This window comes from Vibrio mytili (assembly GCF_000830505.1).
GTDB classification, from domain to species: domain Bacteria; phylum Pseudomonadota; class Gammaproteobacteria; order Enterobacterales; family Vibrionaceae; genus Vibrio; species Vibrio mytili.
The window spans coordinates 22,025-40,037 of sequence record NZ_JXOK01000061.1 but is presented as its reverse complement, the minus strand read 5'-3'; the positions used below and the strand labels follow the sequence as shown (position 1 = coordinate 40,037).

At 44.0% G+C, this 18,013-nt stretch carries 11 protein-coding genes, 1 tRNA gene and 2 pseudogenes; 10 read left to right on the top strand and 4 right to left on the bottom strand.

All coding sequences use genetic code 11. From position 1 onward, the window contains the following. Window positions 1-98 precede the first annotated feature (98 nt). Entirely contained in the window at window positions 99-1,670 is a 1,572-nt protein-coding gene (locus tag SU60_RS15515) for a DUF3612 domain-containing protein (protein WP_084735890.1), read from the top strand. 291 nt (window positions 1,671-1,961) lie between these two features. Here the strand turns inward: SU60_RS15515 and SU60_RS15510 are convergent, their stop codons facing one another. Further along, complete coding sequence (locus SU60_RS15510; RefSeq protein WP_041156313.1) at window positions 1,962-3,323, bottom strand: diguanylate cyclase; 1,362 nt, start codon at window positions 3,321-3,323, stop codon at window positions 1,962-1,964. 138 nt (window positions 3,324-3,461) lie between these two features. Between SU60_RS15510 and SU60_RS15505 the strand changes: the two genes are divergently transcribed. From SU60_RS15505 to SU60_RS15490, 4 genes are all read left to right on the top strand, one after another. Beyond that, entirely contained in the window at window positions 3,462-4,061 is a 600-nt protein-coding gene (locus tag SU60_RS15505; RefSeq protein ID WP_041156312.1) for an alpha-ketoglutarate-dependent dioxygenase AlkB family protein, read from the top strand. 91 nt (window positions 4,062-4,152) lie between these two features. Then, a complete protein-coding gene (locus SU60_RS15500) occupies window positions 4,153-5,256 on the top strand; it encodes a DUF3541 domain-containing protein (protein ID WP_041156311.1) in 1,104 nt (367 codons plus the stop codon). Window positions 5,257-5,462: 206 nt separating this feature from the next. After that, window positions 5,463-5,546 (top strand) — tRNA-Leu (locus SU60_RS15495). A 32-nt stretch (window positions 5,547-5,578) separates the two neighbouring features. Further along, window positions 5,579-6,199 carry a DUF2913 family protein gene (locus tag SU60_RS15490; protein WP_041156310.1) on the top strand — a complete coding sequence of 207 codons (621 nt, stop codon included), beginning with the start codon at window positions 5,579-5,581 and terminating at the stop codon, window positions 6,197-6,199. An 11-nt stretch (window positions 6,200-6,210) separates the two neighbouring features. Here SU60_RS15490 and lhgO read toward each other — a convergent pair whose 3' ends face one another. Both lhgO and SU60_RS15480 read right to left on the bottom strand, forming a co-directional pair. Beyond that, complete coding sequence (gene lhgO / locus SU60_RS15485; protein WP_041156309.1) at window positions 6,211-7,461, bottom strand: L-2-hydroxyglutarate oxidase; 1,251 nt, start codon at window positions 7,459-7,461, stop codon at window positions 6,211-6,213. Window positions 7,462-7,592: 131 nt separating this feature from the next. Beyond that, window positions 7,593-9,628 (bottom strand): annotated as a pseudogene (locus SU60_RS15480) (PhoX family protein). 302 nt (window positions 9,629-9,930) lie between these two features. Here SU60_RS15480 and SU60_RS15475 point away from each other — a divergent pair. The 5 genes and pseudogenes from SU60_RS15475 (at window position 9,931) to SU60_RS15455 (ending at window position 17,059) form a co-directional block, all read left to right on the top strand. After that, window positions 9,931-10,269 (top strand): YggL 50S ribosome-binding family protein, encoded by a 339-nt coding sequence (locus SU60_RS15475; protein WP_041156308.1) that lies wholly within the window; start codon window positions 9,931-9,933, stop codon window positions 10,267-10,269. A 1,599-nt stretch (window positions 10,270-11,868) separates the two neighbouring features. Beyond that, the gene (gene rimK, locus SU60_RS15470) at window positions 11,869-12,774 is read left to right on the top strand and encodes a 30S ribosomal protein S6--L-glutamate ligase (protein ID WP_041156307.1); all 906 of its coding nucleotides are present in this window, start codon (window positions 11,869-11,871) and stop codon (window positions 12,772-12,774) included. Window positions 12,775-12,829: 55 nt separating this feature from the next. Further along, window positions 12,830-13,258, top strand: a complete 429-nt coding sequence (locus SU60_RS15465; RefSeq protein WP_041156306.1) for an ATP-dependent zinc protease family protein — start codon at window positions 12,830-12,832, stop codon at window positions 13,256-13,258. A 247-nt stretch (window positions 13,259-13,505) separates the two neighbouring features. Next, window positions 13,506-14,710, top strand: a pseudogene (gene emrD / locus SU60_RS15460) (multidrug efflux MFS transporter EmrD). A gap of 183 nt (window positions 14,711-14,893) precedes the next feature. Then, window positions 14,894-17,059 (top strand): S9 family peptidase, encoded by a 2,166-nt coding sequence (locus SU60_RS15455; RefSeq protein ID WP_041156305.1) that lies wholly within the window; start codon window positions 14,894-14,896, stop codon window positions 17,057-17,059. 60 nt (window positions 17,060-17,119) lie between these two features. Here the strand turns inward: SU60_RS15455 and SU60_RS15450 are convergent, their stop codons facing one another. Next, the gene (locus tag SU60_RS15450; RefSeq protein ID WP_052481549.1) at window positions 17,120-18,004 is read right to left on the bottom strand and encodes a metal ABC transporter substrate-binding protein; all 885 of its coding nucleotides are present in this window, start codon (window positions 18,002-18,004) and stop codon (window positions 17,120-17,122) included. Between the last annotated feature and the right edge of the window lie 9 nt (window positions 18,005-18,013).

Below are 18,013 nucleotides of genomic sequence, written 5' to 3'. Positions count from 1 at the left end.
TGAAGTTGATGGTTAATTTTCTTGCCTGCTTATTATGTAGACTAGCGAAAAATTGACTACAATTTCACAACAAAAATTTTACAATGTGAATTTTACAAATGTCTGTGTCAAAAAGCCTTATTCGTCAGTCTCACTTTCTAGGTACAAAAATTCGTAACCTGAGGAAGAATAACCATTTAACAATGGAAGACTTGTCTGCGCGCTGCGTTAGAATCAACCCAGAGTACGCTCCGTCTGTGTCTTATCTTTCAATGATAGAACGCGGTAAACGCGTGCCAAGCATCGATATGCTAGAAGTGATCGCTGAAGTTTTTCAGAAAGATCCAACTTGGTTTCTAGATGATGAACCAGAGCTCGACGCCATCACACCCAACAAGGGCAATCGAGGCGGAATCAACGGCATGGCGCTTGAACCGAGCTTCCTATTTTCCAACGACATCCTCCAAATCGCCATTCCGGAAATGCTGTCCCAAACCGGTATCACAGGACGTCAATTTGCCCACTTGTTAATTCGAGCTCATCAAGAAAACCATCAAAACCATTTCCCTGATTTAGAGCGTGCCGCTGAAGAAATTGGTCTAAAGCGCTTAAATCTGTCGGTAGAAGATTTGATCGACATTGCCAAAAGTATGGGGCTAGACATTCGTTGGATTGACCGCGCACCAAAAGATGTGATCGATGAACTTGGAGTGAGTGCAAAGCAACTGGTGACGTCTTTTATGGAAGCGCCCAATACTATTTATCTAAATACACGCATGCGTGACTATCCAACAAGACTCAAGTACGATTTGGCGGTGTACATTGGTCATCGAGTTTTACATAGCAGTGACGCAATGAACAATGTGCTTTCTATCGGACACCAGCACAACTGGGAACAAACTGAAACTCAGTTCTCCAACTCAGAACTTAATTCGCAAGACATTTTGCAAGCTTGGCGTGATTTCGAATCCAGCTTCTTTGCTGGTGCATTGTTATGCCCCAAAGTTCCGTTCCGACAACTCCTAGACCGCTCAGGGTACGAGATCAGTGTCCATAAAAAGGCAGGTGTTTCCCCGTCGGTCGCGATGCGTAGAATGACCGTCGTGTCTCCCTACCCTCACTGGCACTATTTCGATGCATATGGACCAGGTAAACTCAAAGCTGTTTACAGAGGGAATGGCATTCCGCTGCCTTGGGGCAACATGCGTAAAGTGAACGACCCTTGTCAACACTGGGCGGTTTTCCGACGCTTAGCACAACCGTTGGATACCAGTTCCGCACAAATTTCCATTCTCAACGTGGGTAATGAGCCACGCATTTACTGTTGCGAATCGATTAATGTTGCCGACCCTGCGGGTAACAACCGCGTATTATGTGCTGGCATCGATCTGAATCCTGCGATCTCTGCCCAAGGCGGTGATGCAATATCCATCGCAGAAGAGTTGAAATCACTCTGCGTGTCATCTGGAGGGAGCAGTGTCATCCCTAGACATATTAAAAAAGACTTAACAACTATCGCGAAGATCTTAAATATCAACTGGATAGAGCGCGGAATTCAAACAGAAGCGAGATTAATCTGTTCTAGAGGAGCCGTCTGTCCAAGACAACCAAGCTGCTACAGCCATAGCGGCGAGAGCAATTGCAATCAAGCGGACAATTTAAGCGATCAAGTTAACTTACTTGATATGTAACACTAGCAGTAGAAAAACAGCGGATACTAAAAGAAAAAACGCCAATCACAATAAACGTGATTGGCGATAGATAAATGTGAACAAAATGTATTCACTAACAACGTCAGTTGGCTAGGTGACCCTCGGCTTAATAAGGGTCACCTAACATATAGCATTATTCGTGCCAACATTAAAAATGTGTCATTCAAGCGGATATTGATGCATATCGTTGCTTTGTTAACCAGTTTATTTGCAATACGCAAATGCAAAATGCAAACAAAACCAATAAGCCACTCAATGCAGTGAAACTTGTTAATCTCGACTTTTGTGCTTCTGTTGATACATCTTTTCATCTGCCACTTTTAACATTTGCTCCGGCGAGAGCATTTTTGGATCAAACATCGCGTAGCCAATGCTGACCTCTAAATAAATAAGATGTTCGTCATAAATGATAGGAGTTTTACTCAAAACACCTTTTAGCTTAAAGATTAACGCTTCCAAACTTTGTTCAGATTGAGGATTATGCACGATAGCTAAAAACTCATCCCCCCCCATACGAGCAACAATATCTGACTTTCGTAAACCGCCTAAAATACGCTCAGCTGCCGCGATCAATACTTTATCACCAGCATTGTGCCCATAGGTGTCATTGATGCTTTTAAATCGGTCCAGATCGATATTAATCAAAGCAAAGCTATAGTCTTGTTGGTAACGTTGAGCAATTTCAAATTGTCGCTTGAATGAATGCATAAAGTTCCGACGATTCGGCAAACGAGTCAGCTCATCGTGCAACGCTCGTTGGTTAGCGATGATGTAAAGTCGGTAAATCACGAAGATCGCAATGCTTAGCACCAATAACATCGGATAACCAATCAATCTCACGATGTTCACCTCGTACCATGGTAACTGTTCTTTGAGTTTATCCCCAGAAAACACAGCCATGCTCCATCCACCATAAGGAAAATGGACCACCTCTTTCGCATACAATTTGCTTGGATCATTTGCGGTACCAAAGAAAATGTCCCCGAACTCCCCACTGCTATCATAACCTCGTATGGTTAAAGGGTAACGATAAGAAAAATCGAATACTCCAGCATCTTGGAGTAGCGAGTCAAAATTGATGACAGCGCTGATCACGCCCCAATAGTTCTCGTTGAGCGGCGCATCACTAAAAACCGGTAATCTGGCAATCAAGCCGCGTCCGCCTTGAACCAATGAAATAGGTCCGGCAATAAAGATTTCTTGTATCTCTCGCGCTTTTTTCACTTGCGACCACTGGTTAGGAAAATGTCGATACTCCAACCCGAGCACACTTTCATTTCCTTGCAACGGAAAAACGTGAGTAACCACGTCATTTGGTGCAATCCCGATAGTCGAAATATGTTTACTCTTGCGCTGTATTCGCTCTGCAGCCACTCTCAAATCTCGTTCATCACGGTTTGGCAACAAGGAGATCAATGTAGCTAAGGTGCTCACTTTATAAATATCTGCCATGAGAATCGCTTCTAAATTAGAGCGAATGACTGACAGTTGATCTTTTGCCTCAATTTGATCGCGTCTTTGGTAAACGTTTTGCTGATCGTGGTGAACCAGCTCAATAATCCCTACACATGAAGCGAAAAAAGTAAGAAAAAAAGATACAAAATAACACGGCTTTTTGGGTGAATAGCGCATTGGTGTCCTACTGATTCACAGACTCACTCTTGTGGCGAGCTTTTATAATTTATTGTTAAAATCGTTATTTAAGAATACTCAAACATTGTAATAAAGGTAATCTTAATCTGAGTTTTTTTATGAACTAGGAAACATTAAGTGCAAAAAGAAAACTATTTATGTGAACAGCCACATTGGCGAGCAGTGGATCAAGGTAAAATATACTATCACCCAAACTTTCTGAGTTTATTGGAAGCCGATGAATATTTTACTAAGTTACGTACCACGTTACCTTGGCAGCAAAAGTCCATCACCTTGTTTGGTCGTTCAGTATTACAACCGCGCTTGCAAGCCTGGCATGGCGATGCCACCTATACTTATTCAGGGTTGACCTCGGAGCCTCACCCTTGGACCCCGGAATTATCTGAACTAAAGCAACGCTGTGAGTCCATCGCTCAAGAGCCATTTAACTCCGTGTTGGCGAACCTATACCGAAACGGGCAAGACTCGATGGGATGGCACCAAGACAATGAGCCAGAATTGGGAACCAACCCGGTTATTGCTTCTTTAAACTTGGGAGCCACTCGCCGATTCTTATTAAGAAATTTACATTGTAAAACGCAGATAGAATATGAACTTTCTCATGGTTCACTATTGATCATGGCAGGCAAGCTGCAACACCATTGGAAACACAGTGTTCCAAAAACTGCAAAACCAAAAGGTGAGCGCATCAATCTCACTTTTCGCTATATTTCTTAATAAGATCCGTCGATTGTTTTACCGGAGCTTTACATAGATTTTATAAGTTAGTGGTACGTTAAGTTACTCAATGGCTCTATGGGAATACGCTATGCAAATCAAACCTCTATCTCTGGCAGTATTACTCTCCTGTTCACTGGCTCTCAATGTTCACGCTGCTCAAAATGAAACATCTAGCCTAAGCTATTCTCAATCAGCGCAATTAATTAAAGAGACTTACGAACGCGAACTGTTTACTTTTTCGGCCTTTAAAGAAGGCCACTTTGGCCTGCGTATGTATCGACAAACGCTTGATGACCAATATCTTGCTGCCATTTGGACCGATATGGCACAAGTGGCCAGCCGCTTAAACTACATCGCAAACGAAGTCGTCACACCAGAAGATGTGGTTTTGTATTCTTCTCAGCGACTTGCACAATACCAAAACAAAGATGACGAACGCAGTCAGCGCCGCTATACGGTGACCAAACATCATCCCGAATATCTCTACCTTGGTATTGACTTGTTGGGCGCAATGGCGCGAGCTGATGAATACGGTCTGAAACATAAAAACGATAAAACGTTAAGAAGCGTAATTCAACGCTATGACTTCACACGCTATGCCACCGATCGTGAAATGATCGAAGCGTGGGCCGCACAGTTAGCCAATCAAGTGTATTGGTTGCGCCAACTTGGAGAGCAAGACGTGGTTGACGATTTCACAAAAGCGTTCCGTGAGACGTACCCTGATGAAAAAGACAAAAAACTCTCAGCTCAACAATACGGCAACAAGCTCTATGGCATGACGCACATTATATTTGCTGACTCTCAGTACTACCAAAAATCAGTCAGTGAAACTCAGCACCAATGGATTTACGACTACTTTCGTAACAATATCGACACCATATTATTGCGTGCAAAAGAGGATGTGATTGCAGAAGTGGGGATCTCATTCTTACTCGCAGGCTTGGAAAACGACCCTGTTGTCGAGAAAACGAGACAAGCTATCAGAAAAGCAATTGACCCAGACCAAGGCATGATCCCGTCTATCGATGGAGACTTTGAGTTGGAATATGGTGAGCACCGCAACGTACTGGCGATTATGCTACTCGATTGGCAAGGGGTTAACCAAGCACCCACAACCCAAAACACCCCAAAAGCGTTTAAATCCGTGCCTTATGGATTGGTAGAGAAAGCTTTTGGTAATAAGCCATAGTGTGGTGAATTCAAATAGCTCTTACCTGCAGTTTAAGTAAGGATATTAGTACTCTTTTACTTATTAACACGTAAAAATGGCCAATAAATACGCAATCAAACTCGAAATGCGAAAAATGCGCTATTTTTGACTCGCCAAAAGATAGAGTTTGGTTATACAATTCGATTGCTTCTTACGAGGCCTCTGCTTATGCAGAGCATCATGATGCCGAGATGGTGAAATTGGTAGACACGCTAGCATGAGGTGCTAGTGCCTTTGGTGTGAGGGTTCGAGTCCCTCTCTCGGCACCATATCCTTTCTTATTCAAAGTCGTTTGAGTGTAATGCAAAGTTCTAAGCAGGTAAGACAATCCGCTGATGCTAACCAGCTTCTAAGTGAGCTTGCTGTACATGCATTACTGCATCTTCACTTTAAAGTCCATGCCTCTTCTGAAGCCCTTCCTTTAAAAGCGCGCAACGATCTACTGCAAAAATGGCTTAAGCCTAAGCTGAAAAGCAATCGTTACAAACTGATTAAAAAGCCGTTAAAGTCGATCACTCAACAGGCGAAAGGGGAAAATGGTAATCTCGAAGCCCTACTTGAACGCTGTGTAGGAGCAGACAAACCGAGTAACCCTCAACCACATTTGGACAGCTATCTATTGCTGATTAATGAAATCGAGAAGAAACTTGGCACAACCGTTATGCTCTCACGCCCTGAAGATGTGGATTTATCACACGACCAGCATGGCTGTCTGCTGTGTGTATTGTCGGAGAATTTGAACCAGCACTTTGACGATAATAACGCGCTCATCACACCGATTTCGATGCTGTTCCGCGGCCCGATGAGTCAACGTTCTCTGTTCTTAGGCAGCATTTACGCCAGTGGTACTTTTAACTATGAAGTGCAATACCAAGATGAGCAGTTTGTGCGTATCACTCTAGAATTAGCATCGTTGCTATAGCACAATTCAGCTCAAGCGGTTTCTGCCTCCTCACCTATATTTACTTGCGCGTCCAATTTATCTCTTACTTTATTGCAAATGTATTCCCCGATAGGCATGGCAGATGTGGCGGCAGGTGAAGGCGCATTGCAGACATGCAAACTTCTTGCGCTTTCAGCAAATAAAAAATCATGAACCAGTGTACCGTCAGATAGGACGGCTTGTGCTCGAATGCCTGCAGGATACGGTTTTAGATCCTGAGATCGAATGCTTGGGCAGTATTTATTCACTAACTTTAAATAACCGGGTTTCCACCACGAGTTTTTAAACTCAGCGATTCCCGTACGAAGGTGCTTGTGAGTAACTTTCCAAAATCCCGAGAAACTGAGCATTTGCAGCGTATCTCTAAGACTGAAATTAATCTTAGCATAACCCTCGCGTTTCCAACCTTGTACGGCATTTGGCCCAACGGTAACTGAACCGTCAATCATTCGAGTTAAGTGAACACCCAAAAACGGTAAATCCGGATCGGGAATGGGATAAATAAGGTGATTGACTACGTGATTGTGTTTGCTGTCCAGTCGATAGTATTCACCTCGATACGGGATGATTTGAAAATCCGTCTTAATACCCATCATTTTGGTCATGCGATCGGCCATTAAGCCACTGCATGTGACCAGGAACTTGGCATTGATATTCACGGGTTGCCCATCAGAATAACAAGTCAGCAACACATGTTCATCCTGCTCTTTGGCTGCTGAGACTTTCGTTCTCAAGCTAACTGTTCCACCAAGATTTTGAAATTCATGCGCCATGTGCTTGGTCACTTGTTGATAGTCGACAATACTGGTGGATTTTACGTAAATAGCGCCTAACCCAGTTATATTAGGCTCTGCGAGTTTCAACTGTGTTTGATCTAATAGCTCGACGTCAATCTCATTGACCTGACAACGCTGATAAAGCTCGTGCATCCGTTCCACTTCTTGATCGTTAGTCGCGACCAGAAGTTTGCCACAGTTTTCTACCGATATATTGTGTTCGGCACAAAATGCCAATGTACGGTCGACGCCGCGCTTACAAAAATCGGCTTTTAAACTCCCAGGCGCGTAGTAAACCCCTGCGTGGATCACACCGCTGTTGTGACCAGTTTGATGCTGAGCAAGCCGCGGCTCTTTTTCCACCAGCAAAATCGTACTGTCAGGATAACGTTGTTGTAATTGCCATGCCGTAGACACGCCGACGATGCCGCCTCCAACGATGACGTAGTCATAGACTGAATTCATAGCGCCTCTGTAATCGATTAACGAAAAATCAATAGGTATGTGAATCATAGTAAGGAAACGAGACAGAGGTAAAAAGGCCCTGATCGTGATCAGGGCCTTGTTTCTAGAAATCGACAGCAGATAGACAGATATTACACCGCGATCTCGCCACCATCTTCACGACGAATCACCACCGTAGACGCACGCGGACGAACCGTGGTTCCAGCAGGCGTTTCCTCGGCAGCATCATCACTGTATGGCCAGTTGCCTGGGTGTTGGATGTTCACAAACAAAGACTTGTGATCTGGACTGATAGTAAACCCAGTGACTTCACAGCCATTTGGTCCCACAAAGAAGCGTTTGAGTTGCGCTTGGTTATCGGCACTAATTACCGCTGGGTTGCCATCTTCGTCAGTCAAAGTCGAAGGTACAACCGCGAGCATTTGGTCGTTGGTGTACGAAGTGACTTCATCGGCACCATTATCAGTTTGAATCCAGAGAATACCTCGTGAATCAAATGATAAACCATCAGGCTCGCAAACTGGTTAAGCTCAGTTAAACTTGAACGGTTGGTATCTGCGTCACCATTTGCAGGCGCACCAAAGACAAAGATATCCCAAGTAAATTCCGTTGATGTTTCACCTTCATCCCAACGAATCACGTGACCAAACTTGTTGTTTAAGCGTGGGTTTGCCGCGTTTGTATCTGAAGTACGCTTTGTATTGTTGGTCAATGTCAGGTATACCGTGCCAGTGAACGGATCTACTGTACACCACTCTGGGCGGTCCATTGGTGTTGCACCAACAAGGTCAGCAGCGCCAGCGGTGTTAATGATGATAGCAGCCAATGAATCAAAATGATCCGCAAGTGTCCCACCGTTTGTCGTTACGCTATCCAACGTCAGTGGCAACCAAGTGCCTGAGCCATCTTCGTTGAAGTGCGCCACGTATAGTGTGCCTTCATCCATGTACTTGTCACCTGTCGCAAGGCGGTTACTTGGATTCGCATCCGCTGGATCCCATGCAGCTGCAGATTCAAACTTGTACAAGTACTCAAAGCGAGAGTCGTGACCAGAGTAGAATACGACTGGCTTGCCCTCTTCCAATTTACCGTACGCACAACCTTCGTGACGGAAGCGGCCAAGCGCTGTACGTTTTTTCGCACGCGAGTTTTGTGTATAAGGATCGATTTCAACGATGTAGCCGTGGCCATTCGCTTCGTTACGGTAATCATCCGTTGCTGATGCGCCAGTTGGAGCGACATTAAAGCGAGTGAATTCCTCCAAACGCTCTTCGGCGTTACCTGCTAAGGTATCCCAACCATAACGGGTGCCTTGAGCATCAACACCAATACGATCTTGATCTTCTGTGCGCGTCCCAGCATTAACAAAATAGCCCGGCCAGTTTTCTTCACAGGTTAAGTAAGTTCCCCAAGGTGAGTATCCATTACCGCAGTTGTTCAATGTACCACGCGCTTGGCTTCCGTCTGGTGAGAAACGTGTCGCGGTTAATGCGGTATGCGCGACTGGACCAGATAAGTCCATGACCGTTGCGCCCGTATAACGGCGGTTAAGCGGGTCAGCATCAACCAGCTTCCATTGATTATTCTCGAGCTGAATGCGCACAACAGAAACACCATGTGCGTTAATCTCTTTACGCACTTCATCAACGATAGTGCGAACACCATTTTCCACCGTAGGACCATTTGGATGCAATGCTCCTTGGTCGATGTATTCATGGTTAATACATAGCAAACCATCGGTTGTGCTGTCATTTAATGGGAAGAAGTGCATGCCGTCGTGGTGCATTCCTAGCGCGTTTAACTGATCATTTCCCGTATTTGTACCGTCACTCTTCCATGCGCCACCTTGAGCATTTAACGGGGTGCCCCAAGGTACCAATACTTGAGCCTGATAGCCTGAAGGAATAGAAACCGCGTCAGTTAACGAACCTGGAATTGAATCAAAATTCAGTACGGCGCTTGAAGCACTTGCACCTTTCGCTGTTGATGAGCCTGAGCTTGATGAGTTACAACCTGCTAATCCAAAGGCACCGAATGCCGTCATTGCACTGATACCTAAACCACCTTTAAGAATGCTGCGTCGAGATAGGCTCGCTTCTAATACATCTTCAAAAGGTTTGTTGTTGCTCTGGTTATAACGCGTCGCGTCAAAGGTTTCCTTACTCATGGTTTTACTTTCCTAATGTTAAATTTAGTTTTTAATCATTTATTTTATGAATAATGACTTTTATAAATAATTGAGCGAGGAGAATTTTGGCGAAAAAATATGACAGAAATGATCGACAACAATGAAAGTTATATTGCTCAAATATTACATCGCCGCTTGTGAGTCTCGAGAGCGTTAGCGGTTAATTAAAACTTATTCGAACAAATAATCATCACATGTGCACGTTCATTAGGATTTTACTTGGGTTGTGGTTGCATTAAATGTATAAGGGGCAGCAAACCTACCTACTCAAAGAGATAATCATGAAATTAGATAGAATTGAAAATAAAAGTCGCCGTATTCGCAAGAAACTGTTTCTGGGAGAATTCGCTATTTTAGGATTTGAGGTGAGTTGTGAAACCGACATCACTGACTTTGACCGTTATGATGTATTCGTTGATGAGTTTGTCGACTACATTGACGGTTTGGGCTTATGCTTCGGCGGTGGTGGACTAGAGCTGTTTGAAGGCTTTCTATGCTCAACAGAGCGCTACGGTAGCGCCACAGAAGAGCAAAAAGCTCAAGTCGTTGCTTGGCTACAAGCTCGCCCTGAAGTGAAAAGCGCACAAGCAAGTGACTTAGTTGACGCAAACTATCTATGAGTGCAAACAACCCTATAGCGTAAGCAGTATTTGGCACGGCACCCTTAGTTGAGAGTTAGAGGGCAATAGCGCTAAATAAGCTTACCGGTGAATTACAGAGAAAACATTTGTAGATCAGTAGAGCGAATTAAAACACGACAATTGTTTTAATTCGAAAAACTGTTTAAAAAGTTGGGAACTGTATACGGGGACGTTTTTGAGCTGGCAGAACAAGGAAGTCGGTCTCCCTTTGCCAGCTCTGTGTCGTGCTTATAATTAACGAATTGCGCTAATTATTAACAACTGATTTTTTAACTAAGATTTTTAGAACTATGAATTTTACGGTTATGATTTTTTAGCTGGTGTGTCTTTCGTATCTTTCCAGTATTGGATACGAACACGATGTAACTGAGCTCTTCTCATTTTTTTCATAGTGATTCTCCCTCATTTTGTATAAGTAACGCTCTTGGTGAGCTTATTGTCTAAGGTTATTTTTCCTATTGAATCTACATAGGAATCAGTAATTTAACCATGATTTTTTCACAGGACAGCGACAAAAAATAGACGCCTTTTGAGTCCTTGTTTCTATGCAAATGCACGAAAGATTGCGAGACACGATCAAACTACTCAACAGATATGACAGAAAAATGTCAACCAAGTTCCCGTCTGTATCTGTCATTGAAACTTCATAAGAACTTACGAAGTGAAAGTAAACTATTACCACAATTACAATTCAAAAGTCTAGTGTTAAATGTAATTATTTTCTCATTCTTCACAACAGTATTTTTTCCGCAATTAAACTGTGATCCAAAGCAAACGTTTGCCAAACGTAAAACGCCATTGATGAATATATTCACCACTAAAGTTGTGCGAGATCTCTTACAAAGAGTGTAAGCAAAAAGACCAGCCGTGATTAAGAAGCAAGCTTGTTTTTATTTTAACTGACTGAAAATTAATAACTTAACACCAGAAACACAAACAGGGCTAAAAAATATTTTTCAGAGAGTAATTGAGCGAAATCGTCAAAACATCAATACTGCAGTTGTCGACAGGATGTTGGCAGGAACAGGAAAAAGCCTAATGGATTAGGTATCTTCAGGACGAAGATTTGATGGCTTAGGACGAGTTATCAGCAAGGAAGTCACATACTCTAGGATAGAGTTCGCCCGTCAGGATGACAGGCCAGAATGGACACCGCTAGGAAGGCGATGAACAGGGAAATCGGTTAAAGGAATTAGCCACTATCAAGGATAGATGCAGGGAGCACCTATAGTAGCCGGATTGCTGCGAAAAAGAATAGACCCCGTCTGGGAAACCAGGCGGGGTTTTATTTTAGCGAGAACACCTTTCGTCGCGAATAGCCGCCGAGTATCGATAAAAGTTTTTTGTCGTTACGACGCGTATTTTTCTCTTTCTTCTCTTTATAAAACCACCTAAGGTTCGCACCTCTGACAAAGTGGTTACTCTGCTACTTTTCTATACCCACCATCCTCAAAAAAATACTTGGGTATAAAGCATTTAAAGTAAGTAGATCCTGTCATATCAGGATCATCTGCCTACGACATTCTATACTTAAACTTAATGTTTTTTATTTTGGTACTGACTGACTAAGGAATTGCCATGCGTATTGCTATCCTCTCTCGTAACGAGAATTTATATTCAACCATGCGCCTCAAAGAAGCAGGCGAAGAGCGCGGACATCAAATTGATGTGATTGATACGCTCCACTGCTACATGGATATTACGAGTAATAACCCCAAAATTCGTTATAAGGGTGAAGAGTTACCAGAGTACGACGCGGTCATTCCTCGTATTGGCGCATCAATTACATTTTACGGTGCAGCCGTAGTCCGTCAGTTTGAAATGATGGGTACATTTTGTGTCAACGAGTCTGTAGCAATCAGCCGCTCACGTGACAAACTTCGTTCGTTGCAGCTGTTGTCGCGTAAAGGCGTTGGCTTGCCACGTACAGGGTTTGCTCATCACCCAGACAACATCCAAGACGTTATCAAAAATGTAGGAGGGGCTCCTCTGGTAATCAAACTGCTTGAAGGAACACAAGGTATTGGCGTAGTACTGGCTGAAACGAATAAAGCGGCAGAAAGTGTCATTGAAGCGTTTATGGGGCTCAAAGCCAACATCATGGTGCAAGAGTTTATCGAAGAAGCAAAAGGGGCCGACATTCGTTGTTTCGTGGTCGGAAATAAAGTCATTGCAGCGATGAAGCGTCAAGCAAAAGAAGGGGAGTTCCGCTCTAACCTTCACCGCGGTGGCTCTGCGCAACTGGTAAGATTGAGCAAGGAAGAGCGTGCGACTGCAATCAACGCAGCCAAAGTTATGGGGCTGAATTTATGTGGTGTGGATATTCTTCAATCGAAAAATGGTCCTGTGGTCATGGAAGTCAATTCATCTCCAGGTCTTGAAGGAATCGAGCTGGCAACGAAAAAAAATGTGGCTGGAATGATTTTCGATTTTATCGAAAAGAACGCGAAACCAAATGCAAACCGCACTCGTGGTAAAGGGTGATAACGCCTAAATAGTATGGGGACCACTCATTGGTCTCCGCTAGGAAGACAAAAACATGAACAATAAAATAATCATTGGCAATGCGGAAGCGATTTGTTTGCCGGAGTTAGGCATTACTCACTTAGAAGCACGTATCGATACGGGCGCAAAAACGTCCTCACTGCATGTCGATAACATAGAGTGCTTTAAGAAAGATGGCCGTTTTTATGTCGAGTTCGATCTGCATCCGGATATTTACCATCTAGAGCAAGTCGTACGCTGTACAGCGCCATTAAAAGCCAATCGCAAAGTAAAGTCCTCCAATGGCACGTTTGAGCATCGTTGCGTCATCACGACGATGATGCGTATGAAAGATCAGCAGTGGCCAATCGACATTACTCTAACCAACCGTGAAAACATGACCTACATGATGCTATTAGGGCGTCAGGCGATGTCAGACAAAGTATTGGTCGATCCTAGTCAGTCTCACTTACTGGCATCTTAACTCCAGATGAGCGCAAAGTCGCTCATCTCCCCCAGTTCCCTAAACGCATCCCACGCCCATTTTAGATTAGTTTTACTAATCCAAATCATAGATTTTTATCTTGCTTAACGCTGCTTATTTCAATTGCTAATTATTGGGCCAAGAATTAATATCTCGCCCATACCACCCAGTATTTCTAGAAAAACAATAGTACTCCATTCGGAGGACTCAGCTATTTTACGTCTTAAACTTTTGGAGATTTTCGTAAATGTCAGCTTCATTTCCATTAGTCAAACTTACTCTTTTAATTGCTCTATTAACAGCGGTGGGTCAAATGACTCAGACCATGTATGTCCCTTCCATTGGTCATATGGCAAATGAGTTTTTTGTTTCTGCTTCATCTTTGCAGGCTGTGATGGCGTGCTATTTGATCCCATACGGCTTATCGCAGTTCATCTATGGTCCATTGTCTGATCGTCTTGGCCGTAAACCGATCATTGTTTCCGGTCTGTTGATTTACCTTGCGGGTACGTTAGTGGCTTTATTTGCCCATCAATTTGAATGGTTCTTGGTTGGCAGCTTTATCCAGGGGCTTGGTATTGGTTGCGGTGGTGCAATGGCACGAACCTTAACCCGCGATTGTTTTGACGGTGCCGAACTCCATCGAGCTAACAGCTTGATTAGCATGTGTATACTGTTCTCACCATTGATGGCGCCACTTTTAGGCGGTTATTTAACTGAAGCATTTGGTTGGCGATCCAGCTACTTGTTCCTAGCATTATTCGGCGTGGCAGTTGTGATCACCATGATGACGAGCATGATGGAGACACTACCTAAAGAGAAGCGCCATTATGAAGCCGTCACACAAAGCTACAAATACGTATTGTCTGACCGACGTTTCCAAGGCTTTTTGATCTGTCTCGTCGCGACGTTCGCTGGCGTTGGCGTCTTCGAGGCTGCAGCTGGTGTGCTCTTAGGTGGTGTCTTAGCTTTACCTGCGACCACGGTAAGCTTACTGTTTATTATACCGATCCCGGGATACTTAATTGGTTCGGGGTTGTCGAGTTATATTGCACGACGCCGATCCATGCGCCGCGCGCTGAACGTCGGTTTGGTGGCCATTTTTATTGGTTCCGCGACGATATTAGTACCTGGCCTGTTCGGACTTACGACCGCTTTAACCTTAGTCGGCGGAGCACGATCTATTTTTTAGGTGCGGGCATCTTGTTTCCTGCAGCAACAACGGGCGCAATTTCTCCATTCCCATGCCATGCGGGGACGGCGGGGGCAGCGCTCGGCGGGATGCAAAACTTAGGAGCGGGTGTAGCTACCCTCCTCGCCTCTCTATTCCCAGCGCATAATCAAATGCCTTTAGGGTTACTGATGATGGCGATGTCGTTCATTGCTATGCTGGGGCTTCGTTGGATCAATCGTAGGCCAGACCATACCAACGAGATACCACAAGTGATCTAGGTTTCACCGTAAATAACATCAGGGTATGCGAAAGTATGCCCTTTTTTTTGCCACCTCGTATATCCTGTTCTCATAACAAGTAATGTTGATTTCATATTCAGACTAATGCTTGCTACAAGTAATACCATTAATCACAGTAGTTCAGTCATCAGATATGAATTGATCAGATATAAGGACTCACCGATGCGTTTCACTCTTACTATGTTAACCATACCATTAGTACTGGCCAGTGGATGCAGTCATCAAGGAAATTCGACCATGAATCATCAGTCTCAATTGCAAACTATTGCCCAACAAACGCTGGCCCCTGTGGCGAAAAAAATCCCCCACACTATGACCATACATGGAGACACTCGCATCGATAACTATTACTGGATGCGTGATGATGAGCGTAAAGACTCAGAAGTCTTGCAGCACCTCGAACAAGAAAACCAATACGCGGATACGGTGCTTAAACACACCGAAGCATTGCAAAAAGAGTTGTTTGAAGAAATTAAAAACCGAATAGCTAAAGACGATAATTCCGTGCCCGTTCGTAAAGGAAGCTATTTCTATTCGAGTGAGGTTTCTGGCGACAACGAATACGAAGTTCATCTGCGCTCTAGGGATTTCGCTGGCACTGATAAGTCAGTCATCTTGGATGTAAATGCACTTGCTAAGGGGCATGAGTTCTTCAATATTGGTGGGTTGTATGTCAGTCCTAACGAGAACTTGTTGGCGTACGGGGAAGATACGTTAAGTCGTCGTATTTACACCATAAAAGTTAAAGATTTAACCTCCGGAAACTATCTTAAAGATGAAATTGAAGGCGCATCGAGTGCCATCGCTTGGCAAAATGACAACCAAGCGTTTTACTACATTAAAAAAGATCCGCAAACCCTATTAGGTTATCAAGTTTATCGCCACACATTAGGCACTGCACAAAGTAAAGATGAACTGATTTATGAAGAGACGAATACCGCCTACTACACGCACATTAGTAAGAGTAAAGATGGCGAAGAAATCTATATTTGGCACTCCAGTACCGAAACCAGTGGTGTTTCCATTATTGATGCCAACGATCCTAAGTCGAAAGCAACACTGTTTTTGCCATTGAAAGAAGGCGTCGAATACAGCATTGCGAAATTAAACCACTGGTATTACATCTACACCAATGAACAAGCGGTGAACTTCCGACTGATGAAAGTGCGCAAGCAAGACATTCACGACCGTTCCAAGTGGCGAGATGTCATTCCTGCGGATGATGATGTTCAGCTCGTCGACTTCGAACTGTTCGATGATCATATGGTGTATGAACAACGTAGCAATGGCCTGTCAACGGTCACCGTGCGCGAACTATCTACGGGTAAGGAATTTCCACTGGAATTTCATGACACGGCATTTGCCGCCTATCTAACGGGGAACTATGAGTTAGATAATAAGAAGGTCCGTCTCTACTACAGTAGCTTGACGACACCGGGAACCTACTTTGACTTTGACCTCAAGACGGGCAAAGCAGAAATTATGAAGCAAACGCCCGTACTTGGCGATTTTAGTGCTGATAACTATCAATCTGAACGAATCATGATCAAAGCACGCGACGGCAAGCAAATCCCCGTTTCTTTGGTTTATCGTAAAGACTTATTTAACAAAGATGGCACCAATCCAATTTATCAATATGGGTACGGTTCTTACGGTTCAACTATCGAGCCCACCTTTGGTTCAACTCGCTTAAGCTTGCTTGACCGTGGTTTCGTCTATGTCATTGCCCATATTCGTGGTTCGGAAATGCTAGGTCGCCCATGGTATGACGATGGTAAAAAGTTAACTAAACAAAACACTTTCAACGACTTTATTGACGTAACGGAAGGACTCGTCGAACAAGGTTACGGAGCCAAAGACAAAGTATTTGCGGTTGGCGGTTCCGCTGGCGGACTTCTGATGGGGGCGGTGATTAACCAAGCACCTGAGTTGTATCGCGGTGTCGCCGCTCATGTCCCATTTGTGGATGTAGTGACCACGATGCTGGATGAATCTATTCCATTAACCACTAATGAGTATGATGAGTGGGGCAACCCGAACGACAAAGCCTACTACAACTATATGCTGAGCTACTCACCCTACGATAATGTCAAAGCCCAAGATTACCCCAACATGTTGGTGACGACAGGCCTACACGATTCACAGGTCCAATATTTTGAACCAATGAAGTGGGTGGCGAAATTACGTGAAATGAAGACGGATAACAATGTCCTCGTTTTCAAAACTGATATGGAAGCTGGCCACGGTGGCGCCTCTGGTCGCTTCAAACGAATAAAAGAAGACGCGTTGGAATATGCATTCTTTTTGGACTTACTTAATACGCAATAACATAACGATGAGGTTGGCCTTGTCCCTATAAAAAATACCCGCGATTTAGCGGGTATTTTTCTACCTAGTAAGCGCACAGAGATTACAAACCCCAACGGAAAGTGGGTGTTCACTATCAACACCTTGACTTCCCCAACGGTCAATCGCATCTATTTGCAATATGCGTTCAGCGCCAATCAGAGACGTGAGTAATTTTGAAGGTCGTTTATCGGTGACTAACCACAGCGTTTCATCTTGCTCAAACTGAGCTTTCAACGCACGCTGGTCGTGTTCCGTCCACTCAAATTCTGGCTTGAATTGACGGCCGACAACAAACAGCTGATTGCCGGAAGCAAAGTCTTCTAAGGCTTTACTCATTAACACGACTGAATCAATCCCTTTATCAAAAATAATCGACTGCTGTTGGTTGATGAGCGTCCGTACATTCAACATGAGTCGTTGTTGATTGCGCTCAATCACTTGTGCATGTTGTGGATAGACTTTTTGTAGGTCTTCACCAACAATACCCGCCATTCGGATCAAGTTAGTTGGATTTAACCAAGCGTATTTAGACCGGGTTCCGTTGCCTAACGTCAATGTTGCCACACCTTGAGCACGCGGTGAGAGCGCTTGTGACGCATCAATTTCTATTAAACGAATGTTTCCCTGCCGAGCGTAAATATAAGTCGGATCTTGCTCCCAGATCGCACTCAGGGTTATCGCTACCGTGGCTTCTTGCCCCGCGGTTTTAACCGTCGTGGCTCCTTTATCCGAAAACCAATTCACTAAACGCTCGATACCGTAACGCTTTGGCGGTAAGTAACGCGTTTCCACACTCGTACCTTTCATGAGCTGTTCTGCCAACATGTAGGTTACGGGTGTACTGGTAATGATATCTTTCGCGCTTGCTAACGATGCACATAAGGCCAGCGCCATTAAACTTATCGTCCGTATTTTTTTCTTCATAATTGCTGA

Bases quoted from the DNA above. Each gene is read 5' to 3' on its own strand.
- SU60_RS15455 (WP_041156305.1), top strand. From the start codon at position 14,894: ATGCGTTTCACTCTTACTATGTTAACCATACCATTAGTACTGGCCAGT.
- SU60_RS15515 (WP_084735890.1), top strand. From the start codon at position 99: ATGTCTGTGTCAAAAAGCCTTATTCGTCAGTCTCACTTTCTAGGTACA.
- lhgO (WP_041156309.1), bottom strand. From the start codon at position 7,461: ATGAATTCAGTCTATGACTACGTCATCGTTGGAGGCGGCATCGTCGGC.
- SU60_RS15500 (WP_041156311.1), top strand. From the start codon at position 4,153: ATGCAAATCAAACCTCTATCTCTGGCAGTATTACTCTCCTGTTCACTG.
- rimK (WP_041156307.1), top strand. From the start codon at position 11,869: ATGCGTATTGCTATCCTCTCTCGTAACGAGAATTTATATTCAACCATG.
- SU60_RS15510 (WP_041156313.1), bottom strand. From the start codon at position 3,323: ATGCGCTATTCACCCAAAAAGCCGTGTTATTTTGTATCTTTTTTTCTT.
- SU60_RS15465 (WP_041156306.1), top strand. From the start codon at position 12,830: ATGAACAATAAAATAATCATTGGCAATGCGGAAGCGATTTGTTTGCCG.
- SU60_RS15490 (WP_041156310.1), top strand. From the start codon at position 5,579: ATGCAAAGTTCTAAGCAGGTAAGACAATCCGCTGATGCTAACCAGCTT.
- SU60_RS15450 (WP_052481549.1), bottom strand. From the start codon at position 18,004: ATGAAGAAAAAAATACGGACGATAAGTTTAATGGCGCTGGCCTTATGT.
- SU60_RS15475 (WP_041156308.1), top strand. From the start codon at position 9,931: ATGAAATTAGATAGAATTGAAAATAAAAGTCGCCGTATTCGCAAGAAA.